This window comes from Hymenobacter monticola, assembly GCF_022811645.1.
GTDB classification, from domain to species: Bacteria; Bacteroidota; Bacteroidia; order Cytophagales; family Hymenobacteraceae; genus Hymenobacter; species Hymenobacter monticola.
Genome location: NZ_CP094534.1, coordinates 5,073,668 through 5,099,090, shown reverse-complemented (window position 1 = coordinate 5,099,090; position 25,423 = coordinate 5,073,668). Strand labels below are relative to the sequence as shown.

The following is a 25,423-nucleotide window of genomic DNA, read 5'->3' as shown; positions in this document are numbered from 1 at the left end:
TGCCCAGCAATTATTCCTTTGGCAGACCATTAATCACCAATCGTTAATCATTAACCACTAGAAACAATCCCCGTACTTTGAGGGATTGTTGACCGAATTGTCACGCAAAACTACACGCAACGTGAGGCCCCGGACCATTTTCCTGCTGCGCCACGGCCAGACCGATTTCAACGTGCGCGGCATCGTGCAGGGTAGCGGCGTCGATTCGAGCCTGAACGACACCGGCCGGCGCCAGGCCGCGCAGTTTTTTGCCGCCTACGGCCACGTGCCGTTCGATAAGGTGTACACCTCCACGCTACGCCGCACCCACGAATCAGTGCAGCAGTTCCTCGACCTGGGCCTGCCCCACGAAGCCCACGCCGGCCTCAACGAAATCAGCTGGGGCGTGCGCGAGGGCACGCGCATCACCATGGAGGAGGACGCCGAGTACCGGCAGGTGCTGGCCGGCTGGATGGCCGGCGACGACAACGCCCGCCTGACCGGCGGCGAAAGCCCGGCGGAAGTAGCCGCCCGCCAGCGCCCGTTCATTGAGCTGCTCAAGGCCCGCGATGACGAGCAGACCGTGCTGGTGTGTATGCACGGCCGGGCCCTGCGCGTTATGCTCTGCCAGCTGCTCAATTACCCCCTCAGCTGCATGGAAGGATTTGAACACAGCAACTTATGCCTGTACAAGCTGGAGTACACGGGCTCGATGTTCACCATTAAGAACTTCCTGGACGTAGCACATTTGCAGGCGGCGGGCTGAATGGCCGCGAGAATTGCAAAAAAGTGCGTCATTGCGTTTAGGCAATTCGCTACAACATTCTGGAATTGCCGGACAATGGGTAAACATTGCCTGACCAACTTTTCAGGCTAATTTTGGCCTTCTCAACTCTAGCGCTTCTATACTGATGGCCGAAATCATAAAAATGCCCAAAATGAGCGACACGATGACCGAAGGCGTCATCGCGGCCTGGCTCAAAAAGGTGGGTGATAAAGTTAAATCCGGGGATATCCTGGCCGAAGTCGAAACCGACAAAGCCACCATGGAACTGGAAAACTACGAAGATGGCACCCTGCTCTACATCGGCCCGAAAGAGAAGGACGCCGTGCCGGTTGACGGTATCCTGGCCATCGTAGGCAAAGAAGGCGAAGACATTTCCGGCCTGCTGAACGGCCAGAGCGGTGGCGCTGCCCCGGCTCCGGCCGCTGCCGAAGCCCCCGCCCCGGCCCCCGCCGCCGAGGCACCTAAAGCCCCTGAAGGTGCTCCCGCACCTGCTCCGGCTCCCGCGCCGGCCCCTGCCGCAGCGCCCGCAGCCCCGGCCGCGCCCGCCAATGGCAAGAAAGCCACCGTGGTGCGCATGCCCAAGATGAGCGACACGATGACGGAAGGCACCATTGCTTCCTGGCTGAAAAACGTGGGCGACAAAGTGAAATCGGGCGACATCCTGGCCGAAGTCGAAACCGACAAAGCCACGATGGAGCTGGAAAACTACGAAGACGGCACCCTGCTCTACACCGGCCCCAAAGCCGGTGAAGCCGTGGCTGTGGACGGCATCCTTGCCATCATCGGCGAAGAAGGCGCCGACATCCAGGCCCTGCTCGGTGGTGGCTCGGCCCCCGCTGCAGCTCCGGCCGCGCCCGCTGCTACCGAAGCCGCCGCAGCGCCGGCCGCTGCTGCCGAAGCGCCGGCTGCCCAAGCTGCTGCGCCGGCCAACAACGGCCGCATCCTGGCCTCGCCGCTGGCCAAGAGCATTGCGAAAGAGAAAGGCATCAACCTGGCCCAGGTAGTGGGCAGCGGCGACAACGGCCGCATCGTGCAGCGCGACGTGGAGAACTTCCAGCCTGGCACGGCTGCCGCTCCGGCCACGCAAGCTGCTCCGGCTGCCGCACCTGCACCCGCCGCCACGCCGGCCGCTGCCCCGCAAGCTGCTGCCCCCGCCGCGGCTCCGGCCCCGGCCGCCAGCGCCCCAGCCTCGACCGATACGTACACCGACACGCCCGTGTCGCAGATGCGCAAGGTGATTGCCAAGCGCCTGTCCGAGAGCCTGTTCACGGCCCCGCATTTCTATCTCACGATGGAAATCAACATGGACAAGGCCATGGAAGCCCGCGTGAAGCTCAACGAACTGTCGCCGGTGAAGCTGAGCTTCAACGACCTCGTGATTAAGTCGGCGGCCATTGCCCTGCGCTCGCACCCGGCCGTGAACTCCTCTTGGCTAGGCGACCGTATTCGGCAGAACAAGGTCATCAACATCGGCGTGGCCGTGGCTGTGGACGAAGGTCTGCTGGTGCCCGTAGTGCGCAACGCCGATGGCAAGGGCCTGGCTACCATCGCCAACGAGGTGAAAGAGCTGGCCGGCAAAGCCAAATCGAAGAAGCTGCAGCCCGCCGAGTGGGAGGGCAGCACCTTCACCATCTCGAACCTGGGCATGTTCGGCATTGATGAATTCACGGCCATCATCAACCCGCCGGATGCCTGCATCCTAGCCGTGGGCGGCATCAAGCAAACCGCCATTGTGAAGGAGGGCGCGCTCGCCATTGGCAACATCATGAAGGTGACGCTGAGCTGCGACCACCGCGTGGTGGACGGTGCCACCGGCGCAGCCTTCCTGCAAACGCTGAAAAGCCTGCTGGAAGACCCCATGCGCCTGATGATTTGAGTCTTTTTTGAGTAGTCAGTATTGGGTAGTCAGTAGTCAGACCGTAGCGCCTGGCTATCGACTACCCAATCATCTTTTGTTAGGATTCCGACTACCGAATACCCTTTACAGAATACCAGAAACATGACCAGAATCCGTTCTACGACCGTACTCGGCATCCGGCACAACGGCGAAATCGCCGTGGGGGCCGACGGCCAGGCCACCATGGACAAGCACGTGGCCAAAAACAACGTGCGCAAAATCCGTAAGCTGGGCGACAGCAAAGTGGTGACCGGCTTCGCTGGTTCCACGGCCGATGCCTTTATGCTGCTCGACCGCTTCGAAGAGAAGCTGACCAGCTACGGCGGCAACCTCAAGCGCGCCGCCATTGAACTGGCCAAAGACTGGCGCAAAGACCAGTACCTGCGCAAGCTCGAAGCCATGATGGTGGTGGCCGACAAGGACGAACTGCTCATTGTGAGCGGCACCGGCGACGTGCTGGAGCCCGACTCCGACGTGGCTGCCATCGGCTCGGGCGCCATGTATGCGCAAGCCGCCGCGCTGGCGCTTAAGAAGCACGCGCCACATTTATCGGCCCGGCAGATGGTGGAAGAAGGCCTGCACATTGCGGCCGACATCTGCATCTATACCAACCATAACTTGATTATTGAGCAACCCTCCTAAGCCCGGTTTTATGGAAGCGTATTTGAAATTTACGGCTGTTTTCGAGCCGGTTGCGGATGGTGGATATTCCGCCTACGTGGAAGAAATTCCTGGCGTAAACACACAGGGCGAAACCTTGGAAGAAGCTCGCGCCAATCTGCGCGAAGCGCTTGAACTGGTGCTCGAAGTTCGCCGGGAACTGGCCGAAGAGCAGCAGGCTGGGCGTGCCGTTATTCGCGAGAACATTCAGTTGGCCGCGGCCTGATGAAGCGACGCGACCTGCTGCGGCATCTTGAGCAGCACGGCTGCGTATTAAAACGCGAAGGCGGCAGCCACTCCGTCTTTGTGAATCTGGCCCGGCGCACCGTCTCGGCGGTGCCGCGTCATACCGAAGTAAAAGGCCCAACAGCTCTCAAAATCTGTCGCGACCTGGAAATTCCGGCCCCGGCTAACGTAAACTAATTACCTCACAATGCAAGTAACCAACTTCCTCCGCCACCACTTTCGCCACTTCAACGCCGCCGCCCTCATCGACGCGGCCGATGGCTATAACAAGCACCTCGCCGATGGCGGCAAGATGATGATAACCCTGGCCGGCGCCATGAGCACCGCCGAGCTGGGCATCCAGCTGGCCGAGCTCATCCGGCAGGACAAGGTGCAGATTATCAGCTGCACCGGCGCCAACCTCGAAGAGGATATCTTCAATCTGGTGGCCCACGATTTCTACGAGCGGGTGCCGCACTACCGCGACCTCACCGCCGCCGACGAGCACGAACTGCTGAAGCGCCACATGAACCGCGTGACCGATACCTGCATCCCCGAGGAGGAGGCCATGCGCCGCATCGAGCACACCGTGCTCAAGCATTGGGAAAAGGCCGACCAGGCCGGCGAGAGCTATTTCCCGCACGAATTCTTCTACCAGATTCTGAAGTCGGGCGACCTGGAGCAATACTACCAGATTGACCCCAAAGACTCCTGGATGCTGGCCGCGGCCGAGAAAAACCTGCCCATCATCTGCCCCGGCTGGGAAGACTCCACGCTCGGCAACATTTACGCCGGCCACGTGATTTCGGGCGACATCAAGAACGTGCACACCATGAAGACGGGCATTCAGTACATGATGTACCTGGCCGACTGGTACACCAACACCGCCACCGAGGAGAGCAAAGTGGGCTTCTTCCAGATTGGCGGCGGCATTGCCGGCGACTTCCCCATCTGCGTGGTGCCCATGCTGCACCAGGATTTGCAGCGCCACGACGTGCCGCTGTGGGGCTACTTCTGCCAGATTTCGGACTCCACCACCAGCTACGGCAGCTACTCCGGCGCCGTGCCCAACGAGAAAATCACCTGGGGCAAGCTGGGCGAGAAAACCCCGAAATTCATCATCGAATCGGACGCCACCATCGTGGCGCCGCTGGTGTTCGCCATCGTGCTGGGGCAGTAGGTGCTATCGGATAGCGAAATGTCCTCATTTCGAATTTCCAGCCACGGCCGCTTCCTCCCGGGAGCGGCCGTGTTGCTTGCGGGCGGGGCGGGAGCAGGCGCCTACCTGCTCCATTCTTATGCGGCACTTCGGCAGTGGTATTTGGGACTGAATAGCTGCTTTTACCGCGCTGAATCCTGGTCGGGACGATTCTTTACGCCTGCGGTCAAAGCCCAGGGAAACCAACTGTGCCTATTGGCGCTGGGGCTGTGCGTGCTGGGACTGGGCTATCTGGTGTACCACAGCCAGCAAACGCCGGTTCCGACCCCGGTTACGCAACGCCGGCCGAGTTGGCGGCCGGATGCGCCGTATTTGCTGCCGGTGCTCGCAGTGGCCGGCGGGCTTTGGGGCTGGGGCAATGCGCAGGTAGCACCCGGCACCGACGAGGTATTCTCCGCGCTGTACTGCGCGAAGCTGCCACCGTTTCAGACCCTGTCTTACTATATGCTGCCCAACAATCACCTGCTGTTCAATTTGATGAACGGCGCCTTGTTTGGCCGCGCCGACAACCTGGTTGCTACTGGTCGGTGGCTGTCGGGGGTGGCCTACCTGGCCACGGTGGCGGCGGCTTATGGCTGGCTGCGGCCCCTGCTGCGGCACCGGCTACTCTCGGCGCTGGTTGCGCTGGTGGTGGCGTTACAGTTCCCGTTGTGGGGTTTCGGCTTCCAGGCCCGCGGCTACGCCTGGTATGCGCTCATGCATTGGGGGGCTTTCATTGCTTTGTTCGGCCACCTGCGCGACCGGCGCCGCAGCTGGCTGCTGCTCAATGCGGTATGCTGCGTGGCCGGTTATGCGTTGGTGCCTACTTTCCTGTATTTTCACCTCGCGCAGTTAGCCTTCGGCGTCGCCTATCAACTGCTTCATCGGGAAATGGACTGGCGCTTCTGGCGTTACCAGGTGGCAGTTCTGGTGGCAGTCTATCTGTTCTATTTGCCCGCGCTGTGCTTTTCGGGGCTGGCTGCCATTGCCAGCAACGGGTACGTGCGCCCCAAGACGGAAACGCTCCGGGAGTTTTTGCCCGGTATGGGTCAGAATTTCGGGAGTTATGCCACTTACTGTTTCTCGCGCTCGAAAGTGCTGGGCGTACAGCTGAGCTACGTGGTGGCCCTGCTGCTGCCGCTGCTGCTGCTGCGGGCCCGGCGCCATACGGCGTGGTTTGCTTACGGCCTGTTCTATGCGCTGTTGCTGTTCGCGCTGGTGGCCACGACGCTGGGCATGCGCCGCAGCACCTTTTCGCGCAATTTGATAGGACACTTCAGCCTGGCCCTGGCGCTGGTGCCGGTTACGCTTTACTGGCTGCTGGCCCAGGTGCCGGCCCACTGGCATCCGCGCCGCTGGCAGTTCGGTATAGTTACCGGGCTGCTGCTGGTTTTGGGGTTCAAATTTGCGAAGGACAACCCCGTTGCATACGCTGAAAGGCTCTACTCTTTCGATAACAACAAAGCGTATCGAACCCTGGAAACGCAGCTAAAGCTGATTCCGGCGGGCCACAGCATCACTTTTTCCTGGGAAAGCTTCAGCGCCCACCATATTGCGGAGCAGCGCGGGCTACCCTGTTTTCTGCCTTGCGAATCGGCGCAGACGGCGTATTACGTGGTGTATGGCGACGAGCAGCTGCCCGACAGCCTTGCCCGGCAGTACCAACTGGTGCGTCAAATACCGCAGCATCGCATCTATCAGCATAAGTAGGCGGATGATGAGTTGGGTTGAGCCGCCCGCTTTGTGAAAGCACCAGTGGAAACCGATGCCGCGTGTGCATGGCACAAAAAGAGCCGGCCGCTTCATCAGCGGCCGGCCCATTTGATTTTGAGACGGTTGGAGGTGACTAGCGGGTGGCCGCTGCCGAGGGCTTTTTAGAAGCGGCTTTTGGCCGCAGGTCCGGGCGCTCGTTTAGTACCTGCACCGTGAGCACGGCAATGCACACTACTGCCGCTAGGAGCAGGACCACAATCTGCAGCACTGAAATGCCCAGTGCCCGGCTGTAGCGCCGCACCGCAGTGAATTTGGGGGCAGCCTGCAGTAGCTGCGCGTGCACCCAGAATGAATAAACGAGCGTCGGGATAAAGACTAGCTGCGAAGCCAGCTTCAGGAAGGCCGGGTTGCCGGCCAGCAGCGCGGGCAGCATCACGGTGAGGTTGATGACAGTAAGGGTGCCCCCGATGAAGCAGCTGGCCAGCAATATCTCGGCGTAGTTGTAGCCCGCCCGCCGCAGCAGCCACCACGCCACCACGCTGTTGAGCGGCATGAGCACCAGCTGCATCAGGTAGGGGTGCTTCATGGTGATGGAGAAGTAGCGCTCCATCACCACCGACATCAGCCCCACCGATGGCGAACCCGCCGCGGTGGGCTGCGACGACAGCATGGCCTGCTGCAGGTCGACCTGAAAGGCCGACATCACCAGCGCCGAGAAGCCCACCAGCAGCAGCAGGTAGCTCACCGGGCGGAACAGGCGCGTGCGCTGCCCGGCCAGGTACCCCCGGATGGTGAGGCCCGGGCGTGTGAGCATTTGATAAAAGGTGTACACCAGCCCTTTATCGACGTGCCAGACGGAGTGCGGCAAGTCGTGTAGCAGTAAGTGCTTGAGCGTGATGCGGTGCGTGTCGGCCGATTGGCCGCAGTGGGCGCAAAACTTATCGGTCAGGGCCGCGCCGCAGTCCAGGCAGGTGTGGTGGGCCCGGGCGCCCCCGTGCGCGGGTGCGTTTTCCAGGGCTTCGGCGGCCACCACCGCCGTCAGGTGCGTAGAGTAGTCGAACATCATAGCGTTGAGTAGCAGAAAATGAGGTGTTAAGCAGCTAAGATAAATCGTAGCGCTGCGGAGGACAAGTTATTTTTTTGGTTCATAAAGTTGCAGCACGGGTTACCACTCACTACTGCCATTTCGCCGCGCCAACTACAGGATTTGCGCAACAAAAAAGAGCCAGCCGATGAGGAGACGGCTGGCTCTTTTTGTTTCTGCTGATACACATTTTGCTGCGCTGAACGCATATCACTTGAATTTGAGGAACTGTCCCCAGCTTTGTTTCTTGTCAATTTGATTGGTCGTTATAATATAAAGGCTGATTTTACTTGGGTCAGTATATCCTTTTGCCCGGAGCAGGGAATAGACATCCGTTTCCAATTTCCCGTTCTCCGAAAATTCAACACGTATCTGCGTTTTGCCCGTTGCAGATAGGGTTAGCGTGCTACAGTAAGCTGATTTATTGTTGGACTTATTCTTAAAAAAAGGTATGACGGTCAATTTATTGATGTCAGCCATATTAATGCGGGCATCTTTTTCGAGAACATTGCCTTCCAGAACGAGGTCAATTTTCCACGCCTCATTAAAGGAGAACTCGGGCATTTGTTTTAGGAAAAAGCCATCTTTCCAGTACTCCTTGCCAAGGAACTTGCCCGTGTCGGAATAGAAAATCCACTCGCCGGTTTTGACCCAACAAAAACCTCGCGCGTAGATGTCGCTCCATTTGCCAGTGTCGTTTTCCCTGTGCTGACCCGTGATTTTTAGCTTGCCGTTCGGGTAATATTCGTTGTAGAAACCAACTCCACAATCAGTGTATTGGACAGCTTTAGTGTATAAATGACCATCCTTACCATAGGTTTCTAAAATGCAGGGAGTGCATTGGCCAAAGCTCTCGTAAGTCGTTTTGCCAGGGGCCCAAACCAGTGTTTTTAAGCCAGGATAGGTTGTCTTCAAATTTTCAACCTGCCCGTGACATATAGTTGCTATTGACAAAAAGTAAAGCCAGGCAGTGACTCTGGCCACACGATGGGATGCGCTGGAGTATATCATCGAAACATTGGCAAGAAAGCAAATGCCTTGGTTGGGTTGCCAATGTACTGTCAACCCAACCAAGGCATATTGAGACGGCAAGCGAAAAACGCTACGCCAGTTCCAACTCCCGCTCCTGCGCCACGCCCACGGCCGCGAATGCCTGCTCCAAATCCATCATCAAATCGCGCGGGTCCTCCACGCCAATGCTCAGGCGAATCATCTGGGCGGTAATGCCCATTTCGGCCTGCTCGGGCACCGAGATGTCGGAGTGCGTCATGGTGGCGGGGTGCTCGGCGAGGCTTTCGGTGCCGCCCAGGCTCACGGCCAGCTTGATGAGGCGCAGGGCGTTGAGGAAGCGGAAAGCTTCGGGCTCGCCGCCCCGGATGTCGAATGAAATCATGGAGCCGGGCGAGAGGCAGTGGCGGCGGTAGATGTCCTGCTGCGCGGGGCAGTGCTCCAGGTGCGTGAGGTAGTAGGTGCGCGCCACCAGCGGGTGCTGCCGCAGCCAGTCGGCAATGGTTTGGGCCGACTGGGCGGCGCGCTCCATGCGCAGCTTCAGGGTTTCGAGGCTGCGCATGAGCATCCAGCCGGTATTGGGGTCGCACATGGTGCCCATGAAGGTGCGCATGGCTTTTATCTCCTTCATGAGGGCCTTGCTGGCCAGGGCCGCGCCGGCGATGAGGTCGGAATGGCCGCCCAGAAACTTGGTGGCCGAGTACAGCACCACGTCGGCCCCGTGCTTGAGCGGATGCTGGAAAACCGGACCAAGGAAGGTGTTGTCGACCACCAGGCGGATGGGATGCTCCGGGGTGCCGTGCTGGCGGGCCAGGGCGGCGCAGGCTTCCAGGTCGACGAGGTGGTTGGTGGGGTTGGCGGGCGTTTCCACGAAAATCATGGCCAGGCGGCCCTGCTCAATGCCGGCTACCTGAGCAGTGAGCTCCTCGGGGGTGGCGGTGGGGCGGAAGCCCACGGCGGTGATGCCGAACTTGGGCAGCACGTTTTTCAAAAAGAAATCGGAGCCGCCGTACACGGGCTCGGAGTGCAGCACCACGTCGCCGGGCTTGAGCAGGGCCAGCAGCGTGGTGCTGATGGCGGCCATGCCGCTGGCGAAGCTGGCCGCGTCCTCGGCACCGTCCCAGAGGGTGAGGCGGTGCTCCAGAATTTCGAGGCTGGGGTTGTTGAGGCGGGAATAGATGAGGCCCATTTCCTCGTCGGGGTTGGCTTGGCGCAAGCCGTAGGCCAGCTCGAAGTATGCTTTGCCCTGCTCGGCGCTGCTGAAGACGAAGGTAGACGTCTGAAAAATAGGGGGTTTGATGGCGCCCTCGCTCCAGGCGGGGGTGTAGCCGTAGCTCATCATCAAACTTTCGGGACGCAGTTGTTGGCCGCCGATGTGGGCGTGGTCGTGCAGGGTGGGCATGAAATGGGGGTTGGGTGGGAGGGAAGATTGGTAGGGCGAAGGTAGGATTTTGTTTTGAAGGGGCACGAAAAAGCCCCGCCGCTGGGGGAGCGGCGGGGCTGAAACCGATAGTGTGAGGTCGACCCTTGCAGCGTGCATCATCGAATGGGATAAACTTTCTGGTTTCCCAATAGCTTCATGTCAACGTAGTCGACAAAATAAGCACGCTGTAATAGCTCCGCCTGCCCCAGCTGGGTTATCCAATTATTGACCCGCTCATTCATCTCCCAATAATCGAGCGCAGCCAATGCTGCCCTCGACTCCTCATCCGGACAATGCACGCCAAAGACGGGATAAGCTGGTTCTGAGTCCTCGGGCACGTAAGGCCCGTGAATGAGAAACAAATCGTATTCGACCGTTGCGGGGAGTTCTGAAAGAATTTTTGGCAGCGCGAGCCGCACTGCCTCCATGCAACGGATATTGAGGTCCATGCTAGGAAACAAGTAGGGGTTATCGGGTATTATTATATTGTCTATGGTGTACCTTCTGGACACAGCTTTTAGATTACAAGGGCCGTTAAATAGGTGAGGAGACCTAAATCTAGTCGTTTAATTACGAGTGCTACCTTCATGCGTAAACCCACCGCCCTTCCCCCCACGCTTTTCGCCCGCCGGCATGAAATCACCGCCGACTACCTGCGCGAAGTGGACCGGCACCTAGCCGACATCGTGGCCGGCCGCGCCACCGAGATGTTCGAAATCCGCGACTTCGCCGGCATCCTCTGCATTCACGCCACGCACCTGAGCAACACCATCAAAGAGGCCACCGGGCACTCGCCGTGCTACTTTTTCGAGGAGCGCATCCTGGAAATAGCCCGGCAGCTGCTGCGCGACCCCCGCCGCTCGGTGGCCGACGTGGCCGCCAACCTCACCTACGACCCTTCCAACTTCACCAAGTTTTTCAAGCGCTTCCAGGGCTGCACGCCCAAGCAATACCGCGAACAGGTGTGGGCGGCGGAGCGCGCCGCCACCGCCGCGAAAGATGCCGCCGCGGCTTCCGACGCGCGGCAGCCCGTTGCTCCTTTGGCCACCGCTTACCTGCCCGCCTGAATGCGCACCGCCACCCCACTTAAACCCAATACGCTCGCCGCCTTTTACGAAGCGTGCGCCCCTACGCCCGGGTCGGCCGTGGGGGTGTTGCCGCCGCCGGACATGGGGAAAGGCGTGGGGCACTTCAACGTGTTTCCGCTGGCCGACCTGCGCGGGGCGCCGCCCATGAATTTCAACCGGCGGGCCTACTACAAAATCACGCTCTGCCGCAGCCCCAGCCAGGTGGAGCGCGCCGACCAACCCCCGCATGTGGGCGCCAATACCCTGTTTCTGGTGACGCCGCAGGTGCCCTACCGCTGGCTGCCGCTCACCGACGAGCCGGCCGGCTACTGCTGCGTGTTTGATGATGCGTTTTTGCTGCCCGCCCGCTCCGGGGTGGTGCTGGCCGAGCTGCCCATTTTCCGGCCCGGTGCCTACCCGGTGTGGGAAGTGGCCCAGGCCGATTGCGCAGCGCTGGAAGCCATTTTTGAGAAGATGGCGCACGAGCTGCCCTCCGCCTACGCCTACAAGCCCGACCTGCTGCGCACCTACCTCTGGGAGCTGATACACTTGGTGCAGAAGCTGCAGCCGGTGCCGTCCCCGCTGGCCACCCACAGCGCCGCCGAGCGCGTGGCCACGCAGTTTGCGGAGCTGCTGGAGCGGCAGTTTCCGCGCCAGAGCCCGCAGCCGCCCCTGCGCCTGCGCACCGCCGCCGACTACGCCGACCAGCTGGCCGTGCATGTCAACCACCTCAACCGCGTGCTCAAGGAAACCACCAGCCACACCACCACCGCCCTCATTAGCCGCCGCCTGGCGCAGGAAGCCCGCCTCCTGCTGAAGCAAACCACCTGGAGCGTTTCGGAAGTTGCCGATGGCCTGGGCTTCGCCGATGTGGCCCACTTCTGCACCTTCTTCAAGCGCCACACCCGCCAAACGCCAGGCGAATTCCGGCGCCTGGCCGGGTAAGTAGCGCGGCCTTACGGCACCCACCTAACGGGGTAGGGGCTTGTCCGCGCCCGTCGTTGCACGAAATTGTTGAATTGACTCAAGCGGCAGGGCAGGCTCCTGCCTCCATTGGCTTGAGGCGGCGCCAAGATGTTTGAAATCTAAAACAGATGGGTTGATTGGCGAAGTTTGCCTGCTATTAAGCCGCCGGACCTTTGTGGGGTACTTATTCAAACCCACAGGAAACATGGCAAACAAGAAAATCGCGCTGGTCACCGGCGGCAACAAAGGCATCGGCTTCGAAATCGTGCGGGGCCTGCTGCAAGCCGGCTGCCGGGTATACCTGGGCGCCCGCCAGGCGGCCAGGGGCCAGCAAGCCGCCGCAGAACTAGCCGCCGAAGGCGACGTCCGCTTCCTCGAAGTGGACCTAGCCAACCAGGCCACGCTCGACGCGGCCGCCGCCCAGCTGCAGCGCGAAGAAGGCCACCTCGACATCCTGGTCAACAACGCGGGCATCAACGTGCCCGGCGACGGCTCGCCCGGTGCGGCCGACGTGCGCAGCGTGGAGCAAGCGCTCCAAACCAATTTCATCGGCACACTGGCCGCCACCCAGGCATTTTTGCCACTGGTGAAGCAGGCCGCGGCGGGGCGCATCGTCAACGTGTCGAGTCCGCTGGGTTCGCTCACCATCGTGGGGCAGCACGACTGGGCCCTGCTGGGCTACTCGGCTTCGAAAGCGGCGCTGAACATGCTCACCGTGCAGCTGGCCTACGAGCTGCGCGACACGGCCATCAAAGTGAATTCGGCCGCCCCCGGCTACACCGCCACCGACCTCAATGGCTTTGCCGGCGCCGACACCCCCGCGCAGGGCGCCGCCGAGGCCATCCGCCTGGCCCTGCTGCCGGCCGACGGCCCCACCGGCACGATGTCGTCGGCCACCGATGGCGTGCTGCCCTGGTAGGGCCACCCATTAAAACTTAACTACTCACCATAACCACCGCCCGGCGGCCCCGGACCTTTGCCTCATCATTCACCCCAATCAACACACCCGATGAGCAATTCTAAAATCGCCCTCGTCACCGGCGGCAGCCGCGGCCTGGGCAAAGACATGGCCCTGAACCTGGCCCAAAAGGGCCTCGACGTCATCCTCACTTACCACACCCAGCAGGCCGAAGCCGAGGCTGTGGTGGCCGAAGTCACGGCCCAGGGCCGCAAGGCAGTGGCCCTGCAGCTCGATGCGTCGGACGTGAGCAGCTTCGCCCGCTTTTTTGAGCAGGTGCAGGCCGCCCTGCGCGACACGTTCAACGCTGAAAAGTTTGATTTCCTCATCAACAACGCCGGCACGGGCCTCTACGCGCCCTTTGCCAGCACCTCGGTGCAGCAGTTCGACGACATGCTGAACATTCACTTTAAAGGGCCCTATTTCCTGACGCAGCAGGCCCTGCCGCTGCTCAACGACGGCGGCGGCATCGTCAACATCTCGTCGGGCCTCACCAAAATGACCAACGACTTGTCGTCGGCCTACGCCAGCATGAAGGGGGGCGTAGAAATCCTGACCCGCTACCTGGCCAAGGCCCTGGGCCCGCGCCGCATCCGCGTCAATGTAGTAGCCCCCGGCGCAGTCGAAACCGATTTTGGCGGCGGCCGCACCCGCGACAATAAGGACGTCAACGCCCACATCGCCAGCCTCACCGCCCTGGGGCGCGTGGGCCTGCCCACCGACATTGGCCCGGTGGTGGCCTTCCTCTGCACCCCGGAGGCCGGCTGGGTCAATGCCCAGCGCATCGAGGTATCGGGCGGCCAGGGCATTTAGGCACCGCCTGCTCCGGTCCGACCGCCCTAGGAGGTCGGACCGGAGCAGGCGGTTACTGGTGCCGCTTAAATTGCAGCAATCCCGACACAAAAAAACCTGCCTGCAGCAATGCAGGCAGGTTTTTTTGTGTCGATTCAATGAAGGCCGGCTACTTGCCCGGCCCTTTGCGCAGGCGGTAGGAGTCCACCTGCTGGCGCAGCACGGCCAGCAGGCTGCCGTAGCGCTGCTGGGCCTCGCGCTTGCTTTCCAGCTTTTGCAGGCGCGTGTTTATGAGGTCGGAAAAGTCCTCTACGGAATAGGCTCGTTTTGGCGCGGCAGGCACGGGCAGGCTAGAAAAAAGGAACCGGGCAAAATAGCAAGTGGGGCTGCGCGAACTACGCAGCAGTTCAAACTTAAGACTTAAAACCCGAAACGAAACAACGGCCGCGCCGGATTCCAGATGCCCCACGGAATCATGAGCAGCACAAGCAGCAGCGCCACGCCGAAATACAGCAGCGCCTTGCGGTGCTTCTGGGTGCTGTCGGCGGTTTTCTTCACGGCAATGCGGCCCACCTGGGCCACAATGGCGGCCAGTATCATCACGGCCACGTGCTCCATGCCGAAGAAGCGCTTGGTGGGGTCCTGCATGGCGCCGGCCTGCTTCATGGCGTTCAGTCCCCAGGGGCTGAGGCCGAAATACAACCCGAAGCCGATGAGCACCTGCAGCCACATAAAGCCCGAAAAGGCGGCGCTCATCCCGTTGTCGGCGCTCACGAAGGGCCGGCGGCCGGAGTAGCCTGTGTAGGCGCGAAACACGGCAATGAGGCCAAAAATGACCACAAACCAGCGGGACCAAGAGTGAAGAACGAGCAGCGTTTGGTACATAAAAAGGGGAAGAGGGTAAGCAAAACGGCAACGGCGCCGCCGCGAAAGTAAAACAAGCGGCGGGCAGTTGGCTTCCGGGGCGTTTCCGCGCCTTCTGGATTTCAACCCCCCCTCGCGCCTCCTATCGCCGCCGGCCTTCCGCTTTCTCTTCGGCTGCCCGCTGGCGCATGGCTACAAACAGCGCTACAAATACGGAGAAAAACGGCACTACCATCCCAAATGCAAACCACCGCCAGAACGAGCGCCCGTAATTATAGGCGATGTAGCCGGTGATGGGCGCAAACACCAGCAGCGAAACCGTGAAAATGAGAACGAGGCGGAGAACGAACACGGGAAAAGAGGAAATGAATGAAAAATGGGCCGAGTACCCCGAAGCCCCGCTTCGGTCGTTGAACGACTCAGACGCGAGCCGAAGCAGAGCTTCGGGGTACTCGTTCTTTTAGCGCACCTTGCCGCGCTTCACCAGGTAGGCATACAGCACTTTCTCGAACGGCTCGCGCACGTCCACGGGCACGAAGTCGATGCGCAATTGGCCGCAGCGCTGGGCCAGTTCCTGCTCGTAAGCCGTCATGGCCGCTTGATATTGCTCTTTGATTTGCGAAGGCTGCAGCTTGATTTCGAGGCCGGTTTCCACGTCTTCGAAGATGTAGGGCCGCTCGGCAAAATCGAAGTTGGCCTCGGTGGTGCGGTCGAGGATGTGGAATAACAGCACCTCGTGGTGCTGGTGCTTGAGGTGCTGCAGCGCCGCCAGGGCCGCCTCCTGCTCGGCCGCGCCGCGCCCCAGCATGTCGCTGAACACGATGACGAGCGAGCGTTTGGGAATCTGCTGGGCAATGGCGTGGATGGTGCCAGCCACGTCGGTGCCCCGGCCCGATTTGGGCGCGGGCGGGCGTTCCAGCAGCTGCTGCAGGGCCAGCAGCAGGGTGTGGCGGTGGGTGCTGGTGGAGCGCACCGGGGTTTGCAGCTCAATGGTATCGGCGAAGGTGACGAGGCCCACGGCGTCGCGCTGGCGGGTGAGCAGCGTGGTGAGCGCCGCCGAAGCCAAAATGCTGAATTTGAGCTTGTCGTGACCCGGCGCGGGGTAGTACATGCTGGGGCTCACGTCGAGCAGCAGGTGGGCGCGCAGGTTGGTTTCCTCTTCATAACGCTTCACGAACAGCTTGTCGGTGCGGGCAAATACCTTCCAGTCGATGTGCCGGGTGCTCTCGCCGGGGTTGTAGAGGCGGTGCTCCGAAAATTCCACCGAAAAGCCGTGGTAGGGCGACTGGTGCAGGCCGGTGATGAACCCGTCTACCAGCTGGCGGGCCAGAAACTCAAGGTTCTCGAAGGAACGGATGGAAGCGAGGTCGAGGGGCATGGGGTGGGCGAGTGTTTTTTCTATTGTAAAGAACGTCATGCTGAGCGCAGCCGAAGCATCTCTACCGCGCAAGTAATCCTGTTGATTGAATTACGTTGCGCAGTAGAGATGCTTCGGCTGCGCTCAGCATGACTGTTTTCTTCTTCGTTCCCGACCCCAACACCGGCCCCGCGCCCGGCGTTTATCTTTACCGCACATTTCGTAAGTTAGCCTTTCCAACCAACCGACCGATTTTATTTCCCACTCATACCCCACCCAATTCCAGTGGACGACCGTCACGACCAGGAAGAGATTTATTCCCAACGCATTAAGGCCGGCAAGCGCACGTATTTCTTCGACGTGAAAGCCACCCGCGGCCAGGATTACTACCTGACCATCACCGAAAGCAAGCGCCGCCAGAACGGCGACGACTCCGTTTCGTACGAAAAGCACAAGATTTTCCTCTATAAGGAGGATTTCATGAAATTTGTGGATGCCCTGCAGGACGCCGTGGACTACGTGCGCGAAGAGCTGCTGAGCCCCGAGGAGGTGGCCGAACTCGACCGCCCCCGCGAGTACGACGACCGGGACCAGCCCCGCCGCGAAACCGAACGCCCCGCCTTCGACCCCAACCGCAGCGACGACAGCTACTAAGGCGTCTTCTTGGGCCAACGGCGCTGCAAAAACGTCATGCTGAGCGAAGTCGAAGCGTCTCTACCGCGCAAGTAATTTGATTGCTGCTGCGGTAGAGATGCTTCGACTTCGCTCAGCATGACGTTCTTTTTTTGCCTGATGCCATTGCCGCAAGCCGTACCTTTGCGGCCGAATTGCCCGCAATTCAACACTCAACATTCAACACTCAACCCTACATAAATGGGCCTCCGCTGCGGTATCGTCGGCTTGCCGAACGTCGGTAAATCCACCCTTTTCAACGCACTCTCGAACGCCAAGGCCGAATCGGCCAACTACCCGTTCTGCACCATCGAGCCCAACGTGGGCGTCATCACCGTGCCCGATGAGCGCCTGCAAATCCTGGAAGCGCTGGTGAACCCCAAGCGCGTGCTGCCCACCATCATCGAGTTTGTCGACATCGCCGGCCTCGTGAAGGGCGCCAGCAAGGGCGAGGGCCTGGGCAATAAATTCCTGGCCAACATCCGCGAGGTGGACGCCATCATTCACGTGGTGCGCTGCTTCGACGACCCCAACATCGTGCACGTGGCCGGCGGCGTCGACCCCGTGTTCGACAAAGACGTTATTGATACCGAGCTGCAGCTCAAGGACCTGGAAAGCGTCGAGAAGAAGCTGCAGAAATCGGAGCGCAGCGCCAAGGCCGGCGACGCCGTGGCCAAGAAGGAAGTGGTGTCGCTGCAGAAATTCAAAGCTGCCCTCGAAGCCGGCCAGAACGCCCGCGCCGTGGACGCCTCGGCCGACGACCTCGAAGCCATTGCCGACCTGCAACTGCTCACCATCAAGCCCGTGATTTACGTGGCCAACGTGGACGAGGCCAGCATTGCCAGCAACGGCAACAACCACGTGACGGCCCTGCGCGAGCACGTGAAAGCCGAAGGCGCCCAGGTGGTACTGGTGTCGGCCGCCATCGAAGCGCAGATTGCCGAGATGGAAGACCCCGAGGAAAAAGCCATGTTCCTGGGCGAATACGGCCTCACCGAGTCGGGCCTGAACAAGCTCATCCGGGCCAGCTACGAGCTGCTGAACCTGATTACCTACTTCACCGCCGGCGTGCAGGAAGTACGCGCCTGGACCATCCATCGCGGCGACAAAGCACCCGCCGCGGCCGGCGTCATCCACTCCGATTTCGAGAAGGGCTTCATCCGCGCCGAGGTCATCAAGCTGCCCGATTACCAGGAATATAAGACCGAGGTAAAAATCAAAGAAGCCGGCAAAATGGCCGTGGAAGGCAAAGACTACGTGGTGCAAGACGGCGACATCATGCACTTCCGGTTTAACGTGTAATTGACGGCTGTTTTTCTCAGTTCATGATGCTTGGAAACCAAAAGTGCCCCGACCAGGTAAGGTCGGGGCACTTTTGGTTTAATACCTTGCCTTCATGAAAATGAAGCAGGCTTTATTCTTACTTCTCGCTCTCGCGATTGGCTGCACTTCCAAGAGTGGTAGGATTACAAAGACGGGAATTTTGGTTGTTGACGGCTCAAGAAATCATACCAGCTTCGATTATTTCATTCCTTGTCCAATCAATGACACTTTAACCCTGATTGATAATCTGAAAAGCATTCACCCTGACTTGGCCATCAACATGCGACAACACAAGCTGGATTTTAATATCATGGCTAATAGTTGGCCTATGACGCAAAAGCAAGTTTTTGCAGACTCCACGCAGAGCGATAAACTTTGGTACGTCAGTGCGGTAGAAATTGCATACCGTGAGGAGGGAGATATGGAAAGGATTCAAGAGGACAGCAGCCGACTGGGAGGCATTTTGTTGTCACGAAGGCTTCAAACTAGCCCAAGGAACATCACGCTAAGCGTGAAGCAATTCATATTTGCCCATCCCTAGAATCAGCGGCCCACCACCTTATACAACATGCCCTTTGGCAGCTTATCCGTCGTTTTCATGCCGTTGAGAATGGCCATTTCTTCGTAACGCTTGCTCGGCACGCCAGCCGAGGCCAAGGCCGAAGCCAGCGTTTGGGTGCCGGTGGCGGTGCGGATGTGGATGTGCTCGGGCTGGCGATTCAGCTTATCGGCTTCGGTGAGGCGGGCGTAGCCCTGGGCGGCGCGCTGAAACTGCGGCGCGTAGGTGCCGAACGAGCCCGACGCGGCCAGGCCCACGAAGGCGTAGATGCTGTTGCCGTCCTGGATGAGCTGGGCCAGCACGTGGGCCGGCGTGCTCTGTTGGTCCTGCGCCTGCTGGTCGCCTTCAAATACGAGGGCCGGGAAGCCGTTGATGGTCGTTTTCTGGGCTTGGGCGTTGGCCACGCCGATGGATTTGGCCAGGCTTTGGGCGGCGGCATCGAGCGAGTTGCCCGAGGCGCCGAGGAACACCAGCATCGCCTTGCCGTTAGGCTCCTGCATCTGGAACGTTTCGGGCGAGTTATTCGACTTCCAGCCCGAGGGGATGGGGAAACGGAACTTCAAATCGGGGTGGTAGAACACGCCGCTCTCCACAAAGCCCTGGCGTGGGTCTTCGCCGAAGGTCAGGCCCTCGATGGAGCGCAGGTACTGGTCGCGGTTCACGGCGAAGGTGCTGCGGCCGGCGCTTTGCTTGGCCTGGGCGGCCAGCTGCTTCACGCGGGTGTAGCGGTCAGCCGAGTTGGGGTGGCTGCTGAGGAAGGTGGGGATGCTGCTGCCGCTCTGGGCCTCGGTGCGCTGCAGCGTCTGGAAGAAATCGGCCATGTAGCTGGCGTCGTAGCCGATTTTGGTGGAGTATTTCACCCCCAATTGGTCGGCCTCGTTCTCGTCGCCGCGGCTGTATTTCAACATCCACAAGCCCACGCCCTGCTGCACAATGCCGCCCACCGACTGCATCACGCGCGGCGCGATGATGGAGCCGAGCAGCATGCCGATGCCGGCGACGGTGTTGTTGCGGCTCTGCTTTTTGCCGTGCTGCGCCGTGATGTGGCCCAACTCATGGCCCAGCACGCCAGCAAACTGGGCTTCGTTGTTGAAGTGGGCCATGATGCCGCGCGTGAAATACACGTGGCCGTCGGGCGTAGCAAAGGCGTTGATGATGGGCGAATCGACCACCGTGAAACCGTAGTCGCCGGGGCGGTCCGAGATGGCCGTCATCTGCTTGCCCTTGGCCGTGATGAGGCTTTGCAGCTTGGCGTTATTATACAAGCCAAACTGGGCAATAACGGCCGGGTCGGGCTTGGCGCCCTGTAGGGGGCGGGCGGCGGGAGCCGTGGGCGTAGCGGTAGCGGCCGGAAAGCTCTCGGCCCAGTTGCGGACACTGGAAATGCTGGCCAGGGGAAGCAGGAGCAGAAGGGCGGCACCCGTGCGCAGCCCTCGGGAAGTATGAATAGCCATGGGAATAAAAAGTAAAAAATGGGGTCGCCAGTTGGGTGGCGGCCGAGCTTGCAAACGCAGCCCCCGAAACAGAGTTACGCGGGCTGCTTACGGCCGCTTAATCCAAAGTAGTGCCACTTATTTGCCGACTATCTTGATGAGGGACCCGGCATTGACCTGCTCGTTGAGCGGCATGCCGTTGAGGATGGCCAACTCTTCGTAGCGTTTTTCGGGCACGCCGTTGGCGGCGAAGGCCTGCTGCAGGTTGCTGCGCAGCTTGAGTTTCACGATGCGGATGCGCTCGGGCTGGCGGTTGAGCTTGTCGGGCTCGGTGAGGCGCTGGAAGCCTTCGGCCACGCTGCTGAACTGGGCCGCGTAGGTGGGAAAGTCGGCTGGCGCCGATACGCCCAGCAAGGCATACAGGCTTTTGCCGTCCTGAATGATGTGGCCCAAGACCCGCACGCCGGCCACCTGCTGGCCGGTTTGCTGGTCCTGCTGCACCTGGTCGGCCACAAACACCAGGGCCGGGAAGCCGTTGATGGTGGTGCGGCGCGGGGCTTCGGTGGCTTGCAGGCTCATTTGCTTGGCCACGGCCTGGGCGGCTTCCTCCGGGGTGGTGCCGGGGGCGGGCAGCAAGATGAGCAGGCCCTTGCCGGCAGGGTCGGCCATTTGGAACTGGGAAGGCGAGTTCTGCGACTTCCAGCCCGCCGGAATGGGAAAGCGAAACTTCAGCTCGGGGTGGTAAAACACGCTGTTTTCCACGAAGCCCTGCTTGGGGTCGTCGCCGTACACCAGGCCGTCGATGAGGCGCAGGTACTGGTCGCGGTTCACGGCCAGCTTGGGGTTGCCGTTGGCCTGCTTCCACTGGTCGGCCAGCTGGTGCACGGTGTTGTACCGGTCCTCGGGGTTGGGGTGCGTGCTCAGAAAATCGGGAATGGCCTCGGTCTTCGACAGCTGCTGCTGCCGCGACAGCGTCTGGAAAAAATCGGCCATCTGGCTGGCGTCGTAGCCAATTTTCGACGAATACTGCACGCCCAGCTCGTCGGACTGGCGCTCGTCGTCGCGCCCAAATTTCAGGAACAGCAGCTGCATGCCCTGCATGGCCTGCTCGCCAAACTGCGCCAGCCGGGGCGAGGCTATCATAGCGCCCATCAGGCCCACCTGGCCCAGGATGGAATTGGTTTGCTGCTTGGCCGAGTGGCGGGCCGTGACGTGGCCGATTTCGTGGCCCAGCACGCCGGCAAACTGGGCTTCGTTGTTGAAATGGGCCATGATGCCGCGCGTGAAGTACACGTAGCCGCCCGGAATGGCGAAGGCGTTGATGACGGGCGAATCGACCACCCGAAACTGAAAGTCCACGTTGGCGCGGTGCGACACGGCCCCCATCTTCTTGCCTTTTTCGTTGATGAAAGCCTGGATTTTCTTGTCATCATACAAGCCCATCTGGGCCGTCACGGCCGGGTCCGACTGCTGGCCCATGGCCAGCTCCTGGCCTTCAGACACCAGCATGACTTCTTTTTTGCCCGTGACGGGGTTGGTGGCGCAGCCGCCGAACAAGGCCAGGGCCGCCGCGCCAACGGCCGGAAGAACAAGTTGTTTCATGGGTGGGAGGGTGTGGGTGAGGTGGTCGTGCGCCGCCGGGCTCCACCCATGGGTGGGCCGGAGCGGCGTCACGGGCTCAAACGCAGCCGCTCCGGCCGGGTTGTTGGGCGGCTATTGCCGGCTGTTCATGTCCACCATCTGGTAGCCGATGAGCAGGTCGGCGCGGGTGCCGGGCGGGCGGTAGTACACCAGCAGGTCGTACTGGTTTTCGGTTTCGTAGTGGCTGCCTTCGAAATAGGCTTCGTTGGCGCCGCGCGCGCCGCCCACCGCAAAATCGTAGTTGTAGTAGCCTTGTTTGAGCAGGGCGTGACCGGTGTAGAGCTGGGTGGCTTCGTTGTAGGTCAGCTTATACTCGTCCCGGAGCTGCCAGTCGCTGAACGCCCCGAAGGCGTACACCGGCCCCGGCGCCGGCTGGTCGGCCTTCAATTGAAAGGTCACGTCGAAGTAGTCGGCGTTGGTGGCGCCGTTGCCGTACTCTCGGCTCTCGAACACGCGCTGGCCGTTGGCGTCCACATACTGGTTGTAGGCGGTGAGGGCACGCGAGGTTTCGGGCAGCAGCTCGGCCGTGGTCACGGGCCGGGCCTGGGGGTTAACGTGCAGCACGCCAATGCCTACGCTCTGCACCGAGCGGGTATCGAAAAAGCGGTACTCGCTCAGGCCGGGAAAAGCGTTTTCGAAGTTGAAGTATTGGTATTCGAGGCGGCGGTCGGCGTCGCGCACGAAGGTGGGGCGCAGGTTGTACTTGGCGTTGTCCCAGCGGAAGTTCTGACGCAGCACCACCTTCACTTCCACGGCCGGGTTCACCAGCTCCACGGCGCCGTAGCCCACCGAAAAGTCAAGCTGCTGCATCGTGAACCGCTCCTTGCCGCCTATCACGATGCCCGGCTTCAGGCCCACGCTCACCTGGTTTTCGTATACCAGCAGCCGGCGCGACACCACCGGCACACCGCCCGGGCTTTGCACCACCAGCAGGTAGTTGCCGCTGATTTTCACCTGGGGCGCCCGCATCCGGTAGTGGAAATACGGCGTTTTGGTGCCCGTGCCCACCCGGTAGTCGGTGATGAGAAATTCGTTTATCTCATTGAGAAACTGCATGTCCGTGAGGATGGACGGCTGCCAGTCCACGTCGCAGTGAATGAGCTTGGCCGTGAAGCGCTGGCTCTGCTCGCCCAGCACGTCAAACTCCAGCGTGACGGCCCCCGACTGCCCCAGCGGCACCACCGGCGGCTGAAACACCTCGTTGGGCTGGCCCGTGGCCACGTAGCACTGCACGCTGCGCACGTCGGGCGAGTAGGCGTAGTCTTGGTACTTCAGGGTTTTGTCGGCGTAGTATTCCGGCGGCTTCTGGGTGCCGACGCGGCTGGCGTTGGGGTCGGTGATGGGGGTGCCCAGCGGCACGCAGGCCGTGGCTAGCAGGAGGGAGGCGAGGGGAAGGAAACGCATGGCCCGAAAGGTACGGCAATGGCCGTTTTACGTCTGTCCCGCCCGGAGCCTTTTCAGCGGCTGGCGGGGCAGAGCAGCGAATAATAAGCGGTGTCCAGAAATTTGCCTTCCCAGTATTCGTTTTCCCGAAAAAGCCCTTCCTGCACAAAGCCCGCCCGTTGCAACACCCGCGCCGAGGCCACGTTCTGCGGGTCGATGACGCCTTCCACCGAGTGCAGGTTCAGCACCTCGAAGCCATGGTTCAGCACGGCCGCCACCGCCTCCTGCATCAGGCCCAGGCCCTGCCGGGCGGGCAGCAGCATGTAGCCGATTTCGGCCCGGTGGTTTTCGGGCTGCAGCCGGTAGAAGCCGATGGTGCCAATGAGCTCGCCCGACGAACGCAGGGCCACGCCCCAGTGGAGCAGCTCGTGCCGGCTCATGCCTTCGTTCATCATGTCAATCAGGGCTTCGCAATCGGCTACCGACGTGGCCAGTGGTCGGGGAATATACAGCATCACCTGCGGGTCGGAGCGCAGGGCAAACAGGGCGGGCGCGTCGGTGCCGGTGAGTTGGCGCAGCGTTAGGCGCTCGGTGCGGAGGGTGGGGAAGTGAGTGAAATCGAAGGTGAGCATGGGGGGAGGCAGCAAGACGGGCGGGAAGGAGGGCGGGACGCAAGGTACAAGCCAGAACCGCGCTATTTTCGTGGCGGGCGGCACTTTAGCCGCCTGAAACCGAGCAGCCCCAGGAGCTACAACCCGTGCTGATAGCCGATAACGATGGCAAAAAAGAACTACAAGGAACTGCCCATGGAGCGCCGGGAGGAGCTCATCAACATCTTAAAAACGCGTTTTGCAAAGCACCCGGGCCGCCACCAAGGCTTGGCTTGGCCCGACGTGCAGGCCCGGCTGGAAGCCAAGCCGGCAAAGCTCTGGACGCTCGACGACATGGAAACCACCGGCGGCGAGCCCGACGTGGTGGGCCTTGACGCCCAAACGGGCGAATACCTGTTCTTCGACTGCACCGCCGAAAGCCCGGCCGGCCGCCGCAGCCTCTGCTACGACCGCGAAGGGCTGAAATCGCGCAAAGAGCACCGACCCGCCACCAGCGCCTTGGACCTGGCCGCGGACATGGGCATCGAGTTGCTGACCGAGGCCCAGTACCGTGAATTGCAGCAGCTGGGCCGCTTCGACGCCAAGACTTCCAGCTGGCTGCAAACGCCGGCGAATATCCGAACGCTCGGCGGGGCCCTTTTCGCCGACTTCCGCTTCGGCACCGTCTTCGTGTATCACAACGGCGCGCAGGCGTACTACAGCGGGCGGGGCTTTCGGGGCGTGCTAAAGGTTTGAAGCGGCGAAGCGAAGTGCCTGGTGAAGGGTGGTCATCTTGCGGCTGATTCTCTTACGCGTCCGATATTGCTGACGTGCTTGTAACCATCAGCAGTAGTGGTATATTGCTCGCGAATTTTGCCAGTAAAGCTGGTTTTGTCTACCCTTAAAAACAACCCAAATGGAAGTTTCTACAACCAGCAACCAGGAAACCGTTAATCAGGTATACGACTACGCCGCCAATCAGCTCGTGCACGGCGGCAAAAGCGCCGCCGAAGTAGAGCAGCTGCTGCAGGAGCAGGGGCTCGATGCCGAAAGCGCCGGCATCGTCGTCAGCAACCTGCAAGGCCAGATTAAGCAAGCCCAAAACGCACAAGCCAAGAAGGACATGCTCTACGGGGCGCTGTGGTGCGTGGGCGGCACAGCCCTCACCCTGGCCGACATCGGCTTCATCTTCTGGGGCGCCATCATTTTCGGCGGCATCCAGTTCTTCAAAGGCGTTGCCAATCTGAAATAGGCGCGGTAGCAATTCAATCGCAACTGCTGTGCGACTATAACAAATACTTGCTGACTTTGCCGAAGATGAAAAGTAAGGCGAATATAAAACTTCCGCTGACAGATATTGAAAAAGCGAATTTGAGGAAAAACAAAATCAAAATTGCCAATATCATCAGTTTTGCAACTGACGAATTGGAAGATTTGCTTAATGTTACACCTGAACGAGCAAAAGAAATTTTTGCGTTGGCAGAATTTCAAACCATTCCATCAGTCGGAATAAAATTTGCTGAAGACCTTGTGTTTTTAGGTTACTATTCACTTAACGAACTAAAGGATAAAGACGGTGCTGACCTGACGAACGAATACGAGATAAAAAGAGGTTATTGGACAGACCCTTGTGTTGAGGACCAGTTCAGATTAGTGGTAAACTTTGCAAATACACGCGACGCAAAAAAAACGTGGTGGGACTTTACCGAAGAACGAAAAAAGTTTCGCGTTGAGAAGGGGTATCCAAAAAGCAGACCTCAAAAAGCGTGGTATGAAACATTAGAATACCAACGAAAAGACAAAAAAGACAGCCACTAACATCGTATTGGTAATAAGCGAGCTGA

At 60.3% G+C, this 25,423-nt stretch carries 29 protein-coding genes; 17 read left to right on the top strand and 12 right to left on the bottom strand.

Annotated features, from left to right (window positions below):
• The first annotated feature begins 121 nt into the window (after positions 1 to 121).
• The 7 genes from MTP16_RS21390 (at position 122) to MTP16_RS21360 (ending at position 6,456) form a co-directional block, all read left to right on the top strand.
• On the top strand, positions 122 to 745 hold the full coding sequence (locus tag MTP16_RS21390; RefSeq protein ID WP_243513635.1) for a histidine phosphatase family protein: 624 nt from the start codon (positions 122 to 124) through the stop codon (positions 743 to 745).
• Positions 746 to 890: 145 nt separating this feature from the next.
• Positions 891 to 2,642: a pyruvate dehydrogenase complex dihydrolipoamide acetyltransferase gene (locus MTP16_RS21385; protein ID WP_243513632.1), complete on the top strand. Its 1,752-nt coding sequence runs from the start codon at positions 891 to 893 to the stop codon at positions 2,640 to 2,642.
• A 123-nt stretch (positions 2,643 to 2,765) separates the two neighbouring features.
• Positions 2,766 to 3,305: an ATP-dependent protease subunit HslV gene (gene hslV, locus MTP16_RS21380; protein ID WP_243513629.1), complete on the top strand. Its 540-nt coding sequence runs from the start codon at positions 2,766 to 2,768 to the stop codon at positions 3,303 to 3,305.
• A 10-nt stretch (positions 3,306 to 3,315) separates the two neighbouring features.
• Positions 3,316 to 3,549, top strand: a complete 234-nt coding sequence (locus tag MTP16_RS21375) for a type II toxin-antitoxin system HicB family antitoxin (RefSeq protein ID WP_243513625.1) — start codon at positions 3,316 to 3,318, stop codon at positions 3,547 to 3,549.
• Positions 3,549 to 3,746: a type II toxin-antitoxin system HicA family toxin gene (locus MTP16_RS21370; protein WP_243513622.1), complete on the top strand. Its 198-nt coding sequence runs from the start codon at positions 3,549 to 3,551 to the stop codon at positions 3,744 to 3,746. Before MTP16_RS21375 ends, MTP16_RS21370 begins: the two co-directional genes overlap by 1 nt.
• Before the next feature lie 10 nt (positions 3,747 to 3,756).
• Entirely contained in the window at positions 3,757 to 4,728 is a 972-nt protein-coding gene (locus tag MTP16_RS21365) for a deoxyhypusine synthase family protein (RefSeq protein WP_243513620.1), read from the top strand.
• A gap of 18 nt (positions 4,729 to 4,746) precedes the next feature.
• Positions 4,747 to 6,456, top strand: coding sequence for a hypothetical protein (locus tag MTP16_RS21360; RefSeq protein ID WP_243513618.1), 1,710 nt, complete (start codon positions 4,747 to 4,749; stop codon positions 6,454 to 6,456).
• A gap of 136 nt (positions 6,457 to 6,592) precedes the next feature.
• Here the strand turns inward: MTP16_RS21360 and MTP16_RS21355 are convergent, their stop codons facing one another.
• The 4 genes from MTP16_RS21355 to MTP16_RS21340 all read right to left on the bottom strand — a co-directional run bounded on the left by MTP16_RS21355 (position 6,593) and on the right by MTP16_RS21340 (position 10,423).
• Entirely contained in the window at positions 6,593 to 7,525 is a 933-nt protein-coding gene (locus MTP16_RS21355; RefSeq protein ID WP_243513616.1) for a DUF3667 domain-containing protein, read from the bottom strand.
• Positions 7,526 to 7,753: 228 nt separating this feature from the next.
• A complete protein-coding gene (locus tag MTP16_RS21350; protein ID WP_243513614.1) occupies positions 7,754 to 8,527 on the bottom strand; it encodes a toxin-antitoxin system YwqK family antitoxin in 774 nt (257 codons plus the stop codon).
• Positions 8,528 to 8,645: 118 nt separating this feature from the next.
• Complete coding sequence (locus MTP16_RS21345) at positions 8,646 to 9,953, bottom strand: cystathionine gamma-synthase family protein (RefSeq protein WP_243513612.1); 1,308 nt, start codon at positions 9,951 to 9,953, stop codon at positions 8,646 to 8,648.
• A gap of 137 nt (positions 9,954 to 10,090) precedes the next feature.
• Complete coding sequence (locus tag MTP16_RS21340) at positions 10,091 to 10,423, bottom strand: hypothetical protein (RefSeq protein WP_243513610.1); 333 nt, start codon at positions 10,421 to 10,423, stop codon at positions 10,091 to 10,093.
• 138 nt (positions 10,424 to 10,561) lie between these two features.
• Between MTP16_RS21340 and MTP16_RS21335 the strand changes: the two genes are divergently transcribed.
• The 4 genes from MTP16_RS21335 (at position 10,562) to MTP16_RS21320 (ending at position 13,778) form a co-directional block, all read left to right on the top strand.
• Complete coding sequence (locus tag MTP16_RS21335) at positions 10,562 to 11,041, top strand: helix-turn-helix domain-containing protein (protein ID WP_243513608.1); 480 nt, start codon at positions 10,562 to 10,564, stop codon at positions 11,039 to 11,041.
• Positions 11,042 to 11,986, top strand: coding sequence for a helix-turn-helix domain-containing protein (locus tag MTP16_RS21330; RefSeq protein WP_243513606.1), 945 nt, complete (start codon positions 11,042 to 11,044; stop codon positions 11,984 to 11,986).
• Between the two features lie 226 nt (positions 11,987 to 12,212).
• Positions 12,213 to 12,926 (top strand): SDR family NAD(P)-dependent oxidoreductase, encoded by a 714-nt coding sequence (locus MTP16_RS21325; RefSeq protein ID WP_243513604.1) that lies wholly within the window; start codon positions 12,213 to 12,215, stop codon positions 12,924 to 12,926.
• Positions 12,927 to 13,016: 90 nt separating this feature from the next.
• Positions 13,017 to 13,778 (top strand): SDR family NAD(P)-dependent oxidoreductase, encoded by a 762-nt coding sequence (locus MTP16_RS21320; protein WP_243513603.1) that lies wholly within the window; start codon positions 13,017 to 13,019, stop codon positions 13,776 to 13,778.
• Between the two features lie 148 nt (positions 13,779 to 13,926).
• Here MTP16_RS21320 and MTP16_RS21315 read toward each other — a convergent pair whose 3' ends face one another.
• The 4 genes from MTP16_RS21315 to MTP16_RS21300 all read right to left on the bottom strand — a co-directional run bounded on the left by MTP16_RS21315 (position 13,927) and on the right by MTP16_RS21300 (position 15,999).
• Complete coding sequence (locus MTP16_RS21315; RefSeq protein WP_243513602.1) at positions 13,927 to 14,100, bottom strand: hypothetical protein; 174 nt, start codon at positions 14,098 to 14,100, stop codon at positions 13,927 to 13,929.
• Between the two features lie 77 nt (positions 14,101 to 14,177).
• Positions 14,178 to 14,642, bottom strand: coding sequence for a hypothetical protein (locus MTP16_RS21310; RefSeq protein WP_243513601.1), 465 nt, complete (start codon positions 14,640 to 14,642; stop codon positions 14,178 to 14,180).
• Positions 14,643 to 14,763: 121 nt separating this feature from the next.
• Complete coding sequence (locus MTP16_RS21305) at positions 14,764 to 14,973, bottom strand: hypothetical protein (RefSeq protein ID WP_243513600.1); 210 nt, start codon at positions 14,971 to 14,973, stop codon at positions 14,764 to 14,766.
• A gap of 108 nt (positions 14,974 to 15,081) precedes the next feature.
• Positions 15,082 to 15,999: a DUF58 domain-containing protein gene (locus MTP16_RS21300; protein WP_243513599.1), complete on the bottom strand. Its 918-nt coding sequence runs from the start codon at positions 15,997 to 15,999 to the stop codon at positions 15,082 to 15,084.
• Positions 16,000 to 16,263: 264 nt separating this feature from the next.
• On the opposite strand from MTP16_RS21300, the gene MTP16_RS21295 reads away from it, so the two are divergent.
• From MTP16_RS21295 to MTP16_RS21285, 3 genes are all read left to right on the top strand, one after another.
• A complete protein-coding gene (locus MTP16_RS21295; protein ID WP_243513598.1) occupies positions 16,264 to 16,632 on the top strand; it encodes a DUF3276 family protein in 369 nt (122 codons plus the stop codon).
• Positions 16,633 to 16,851: 219 nt separating this feature from the next.
• Complete coding sequence (gene ychF / locus MTP16_RS21290; RefSeq protein WP_208173613.1) at positions 16,852 to 17,952, top strand: redox-regulated ATPase YchF; 1,101 nt, start codon at positions 16,852 to 16,854, stop codon at positions 17,950 to 17,952.
• Between the two features lie 94 nt (positions 17,953 to 18,046).
• Positions 18,047 to 18,514 carry a hypothetical protein gene (locus MTP16_RS21285; RefSeq protein ID WP_243513596.1) on the top strand — a complete coding sequence of 156 codons (468 nt, stop codon included), beginning with the start codon at positions 18,047 to 18,049 and terminating at the stop codon, positions 18,512 to 18,514.
• Positions 18,515 to 18,516: 2 nt separating this feature from the next.
• Here MTP16_RS21285 and MTP16_RS21280 read toward each other — a convergent pair whose 3' ends face one another.
• The 4 genes from MTP16_RS21280 to MTP16_RS21265 all read right to left on the bottom strand — a co-directional run bounded on the left by MTP16_RS21280 (position 18,517) and on the right by MTP16_RS21265 (position 23,636).
• Positions 18,517 to 19,986: a M48 family metalloprotease gene (locus MTP16_RS21280; protein ID WP_243513595.1), complete on the bottom strand. Its 1,470-nt coding sequence runs from the start codon at positions 19,984 to 19,986 to the stop codon at positions 18,517 to 18,519.
• A gap of 117 nt (positions 19,987 to 20,103) precedes the next feature.
• The gene (locus MTP16_RS21275) at positions 20,104 to 21,567 is read right to left on the bottom strand and encodes a M48 family metalloprotease (RefSeq protein WP_243513593.1); all 1,464 of its coding nucleotides are present in this window, start codon (positions 21,565 to 21,567) and stop codon (positions 20,104 to 20,106) included.
• 111 nt (positions 21,568 to 21,678) lie between these two features.
• Entirely contained in the window at positions 21,679 to 23,010 is a 1,332-nt protein-coding gene (locus tag MTP16_RS21270) for a type IX secretion system plug protein (protein WP_243513587.1), read from the bottom strand.
• Positions 23,011 to 23,063: 53 nt separating this feature from the next.
• Complete coding sequence (locus MTP16_RS21265) at positions 23,064 to 23,636, bottom strand: GNAT family N-acetyltransferase (RefSeq protein ID WP_243513585.1); 573 nt, start codon at positions 23,634 to 23,636, stop codon at positions 23,064 to 23,066.
• Positions 23,637 to 23,765: 129 nt separating this feature from the next.
• On the opposite strand from MTP16_RS21265, the gene MTP16_RS21260 reads away from it, so the two are divergent.
• From MTP16_RS21260 to MTP16_RS21250, 3 genes are all read left to right on the top strand, one after another.
• Positions 23,766 to 24,335: a DUF4256 domain-containing protein gene (locus MTP16_RS21260; protein WP_243513583.1), complete on the top strand. Its 570-nt coding sequence runs from the start codon at positions 23,766 to 23,768 to the stop codon at positions 24,333 to 24,335.
• A gap of 160 nt (positions 24,336 to 24,495) precedes the next feature.
• Positions 24,496 to 24,831 carry a hypothetical protein gene (locus tag MTP16_RS21255; protein WP_243513581.1) on the top strand — a complete coding sequence of 112 codons (336 nt, stop codon included), beginning with the start codon at positions 24,496 to 24,498 and terminating at the stop codon, positions 24,829 to 24,831.
• 65 nt (positions 24,832 to 24,896) lie between these two features.
• Complete coding sequence (locus MTP16_RS21250) at positions 24,897 to 25,397, top strand: helix-hairpin-helix domain-containing protein (protein WP_243513576.1); 501 nt, start codon at positions 24,897 to 24,899, stop codon at positions 25,395 to 25,397.
• Positions 25,398 to 25,423: the final 26 nt, after the last annotated feature.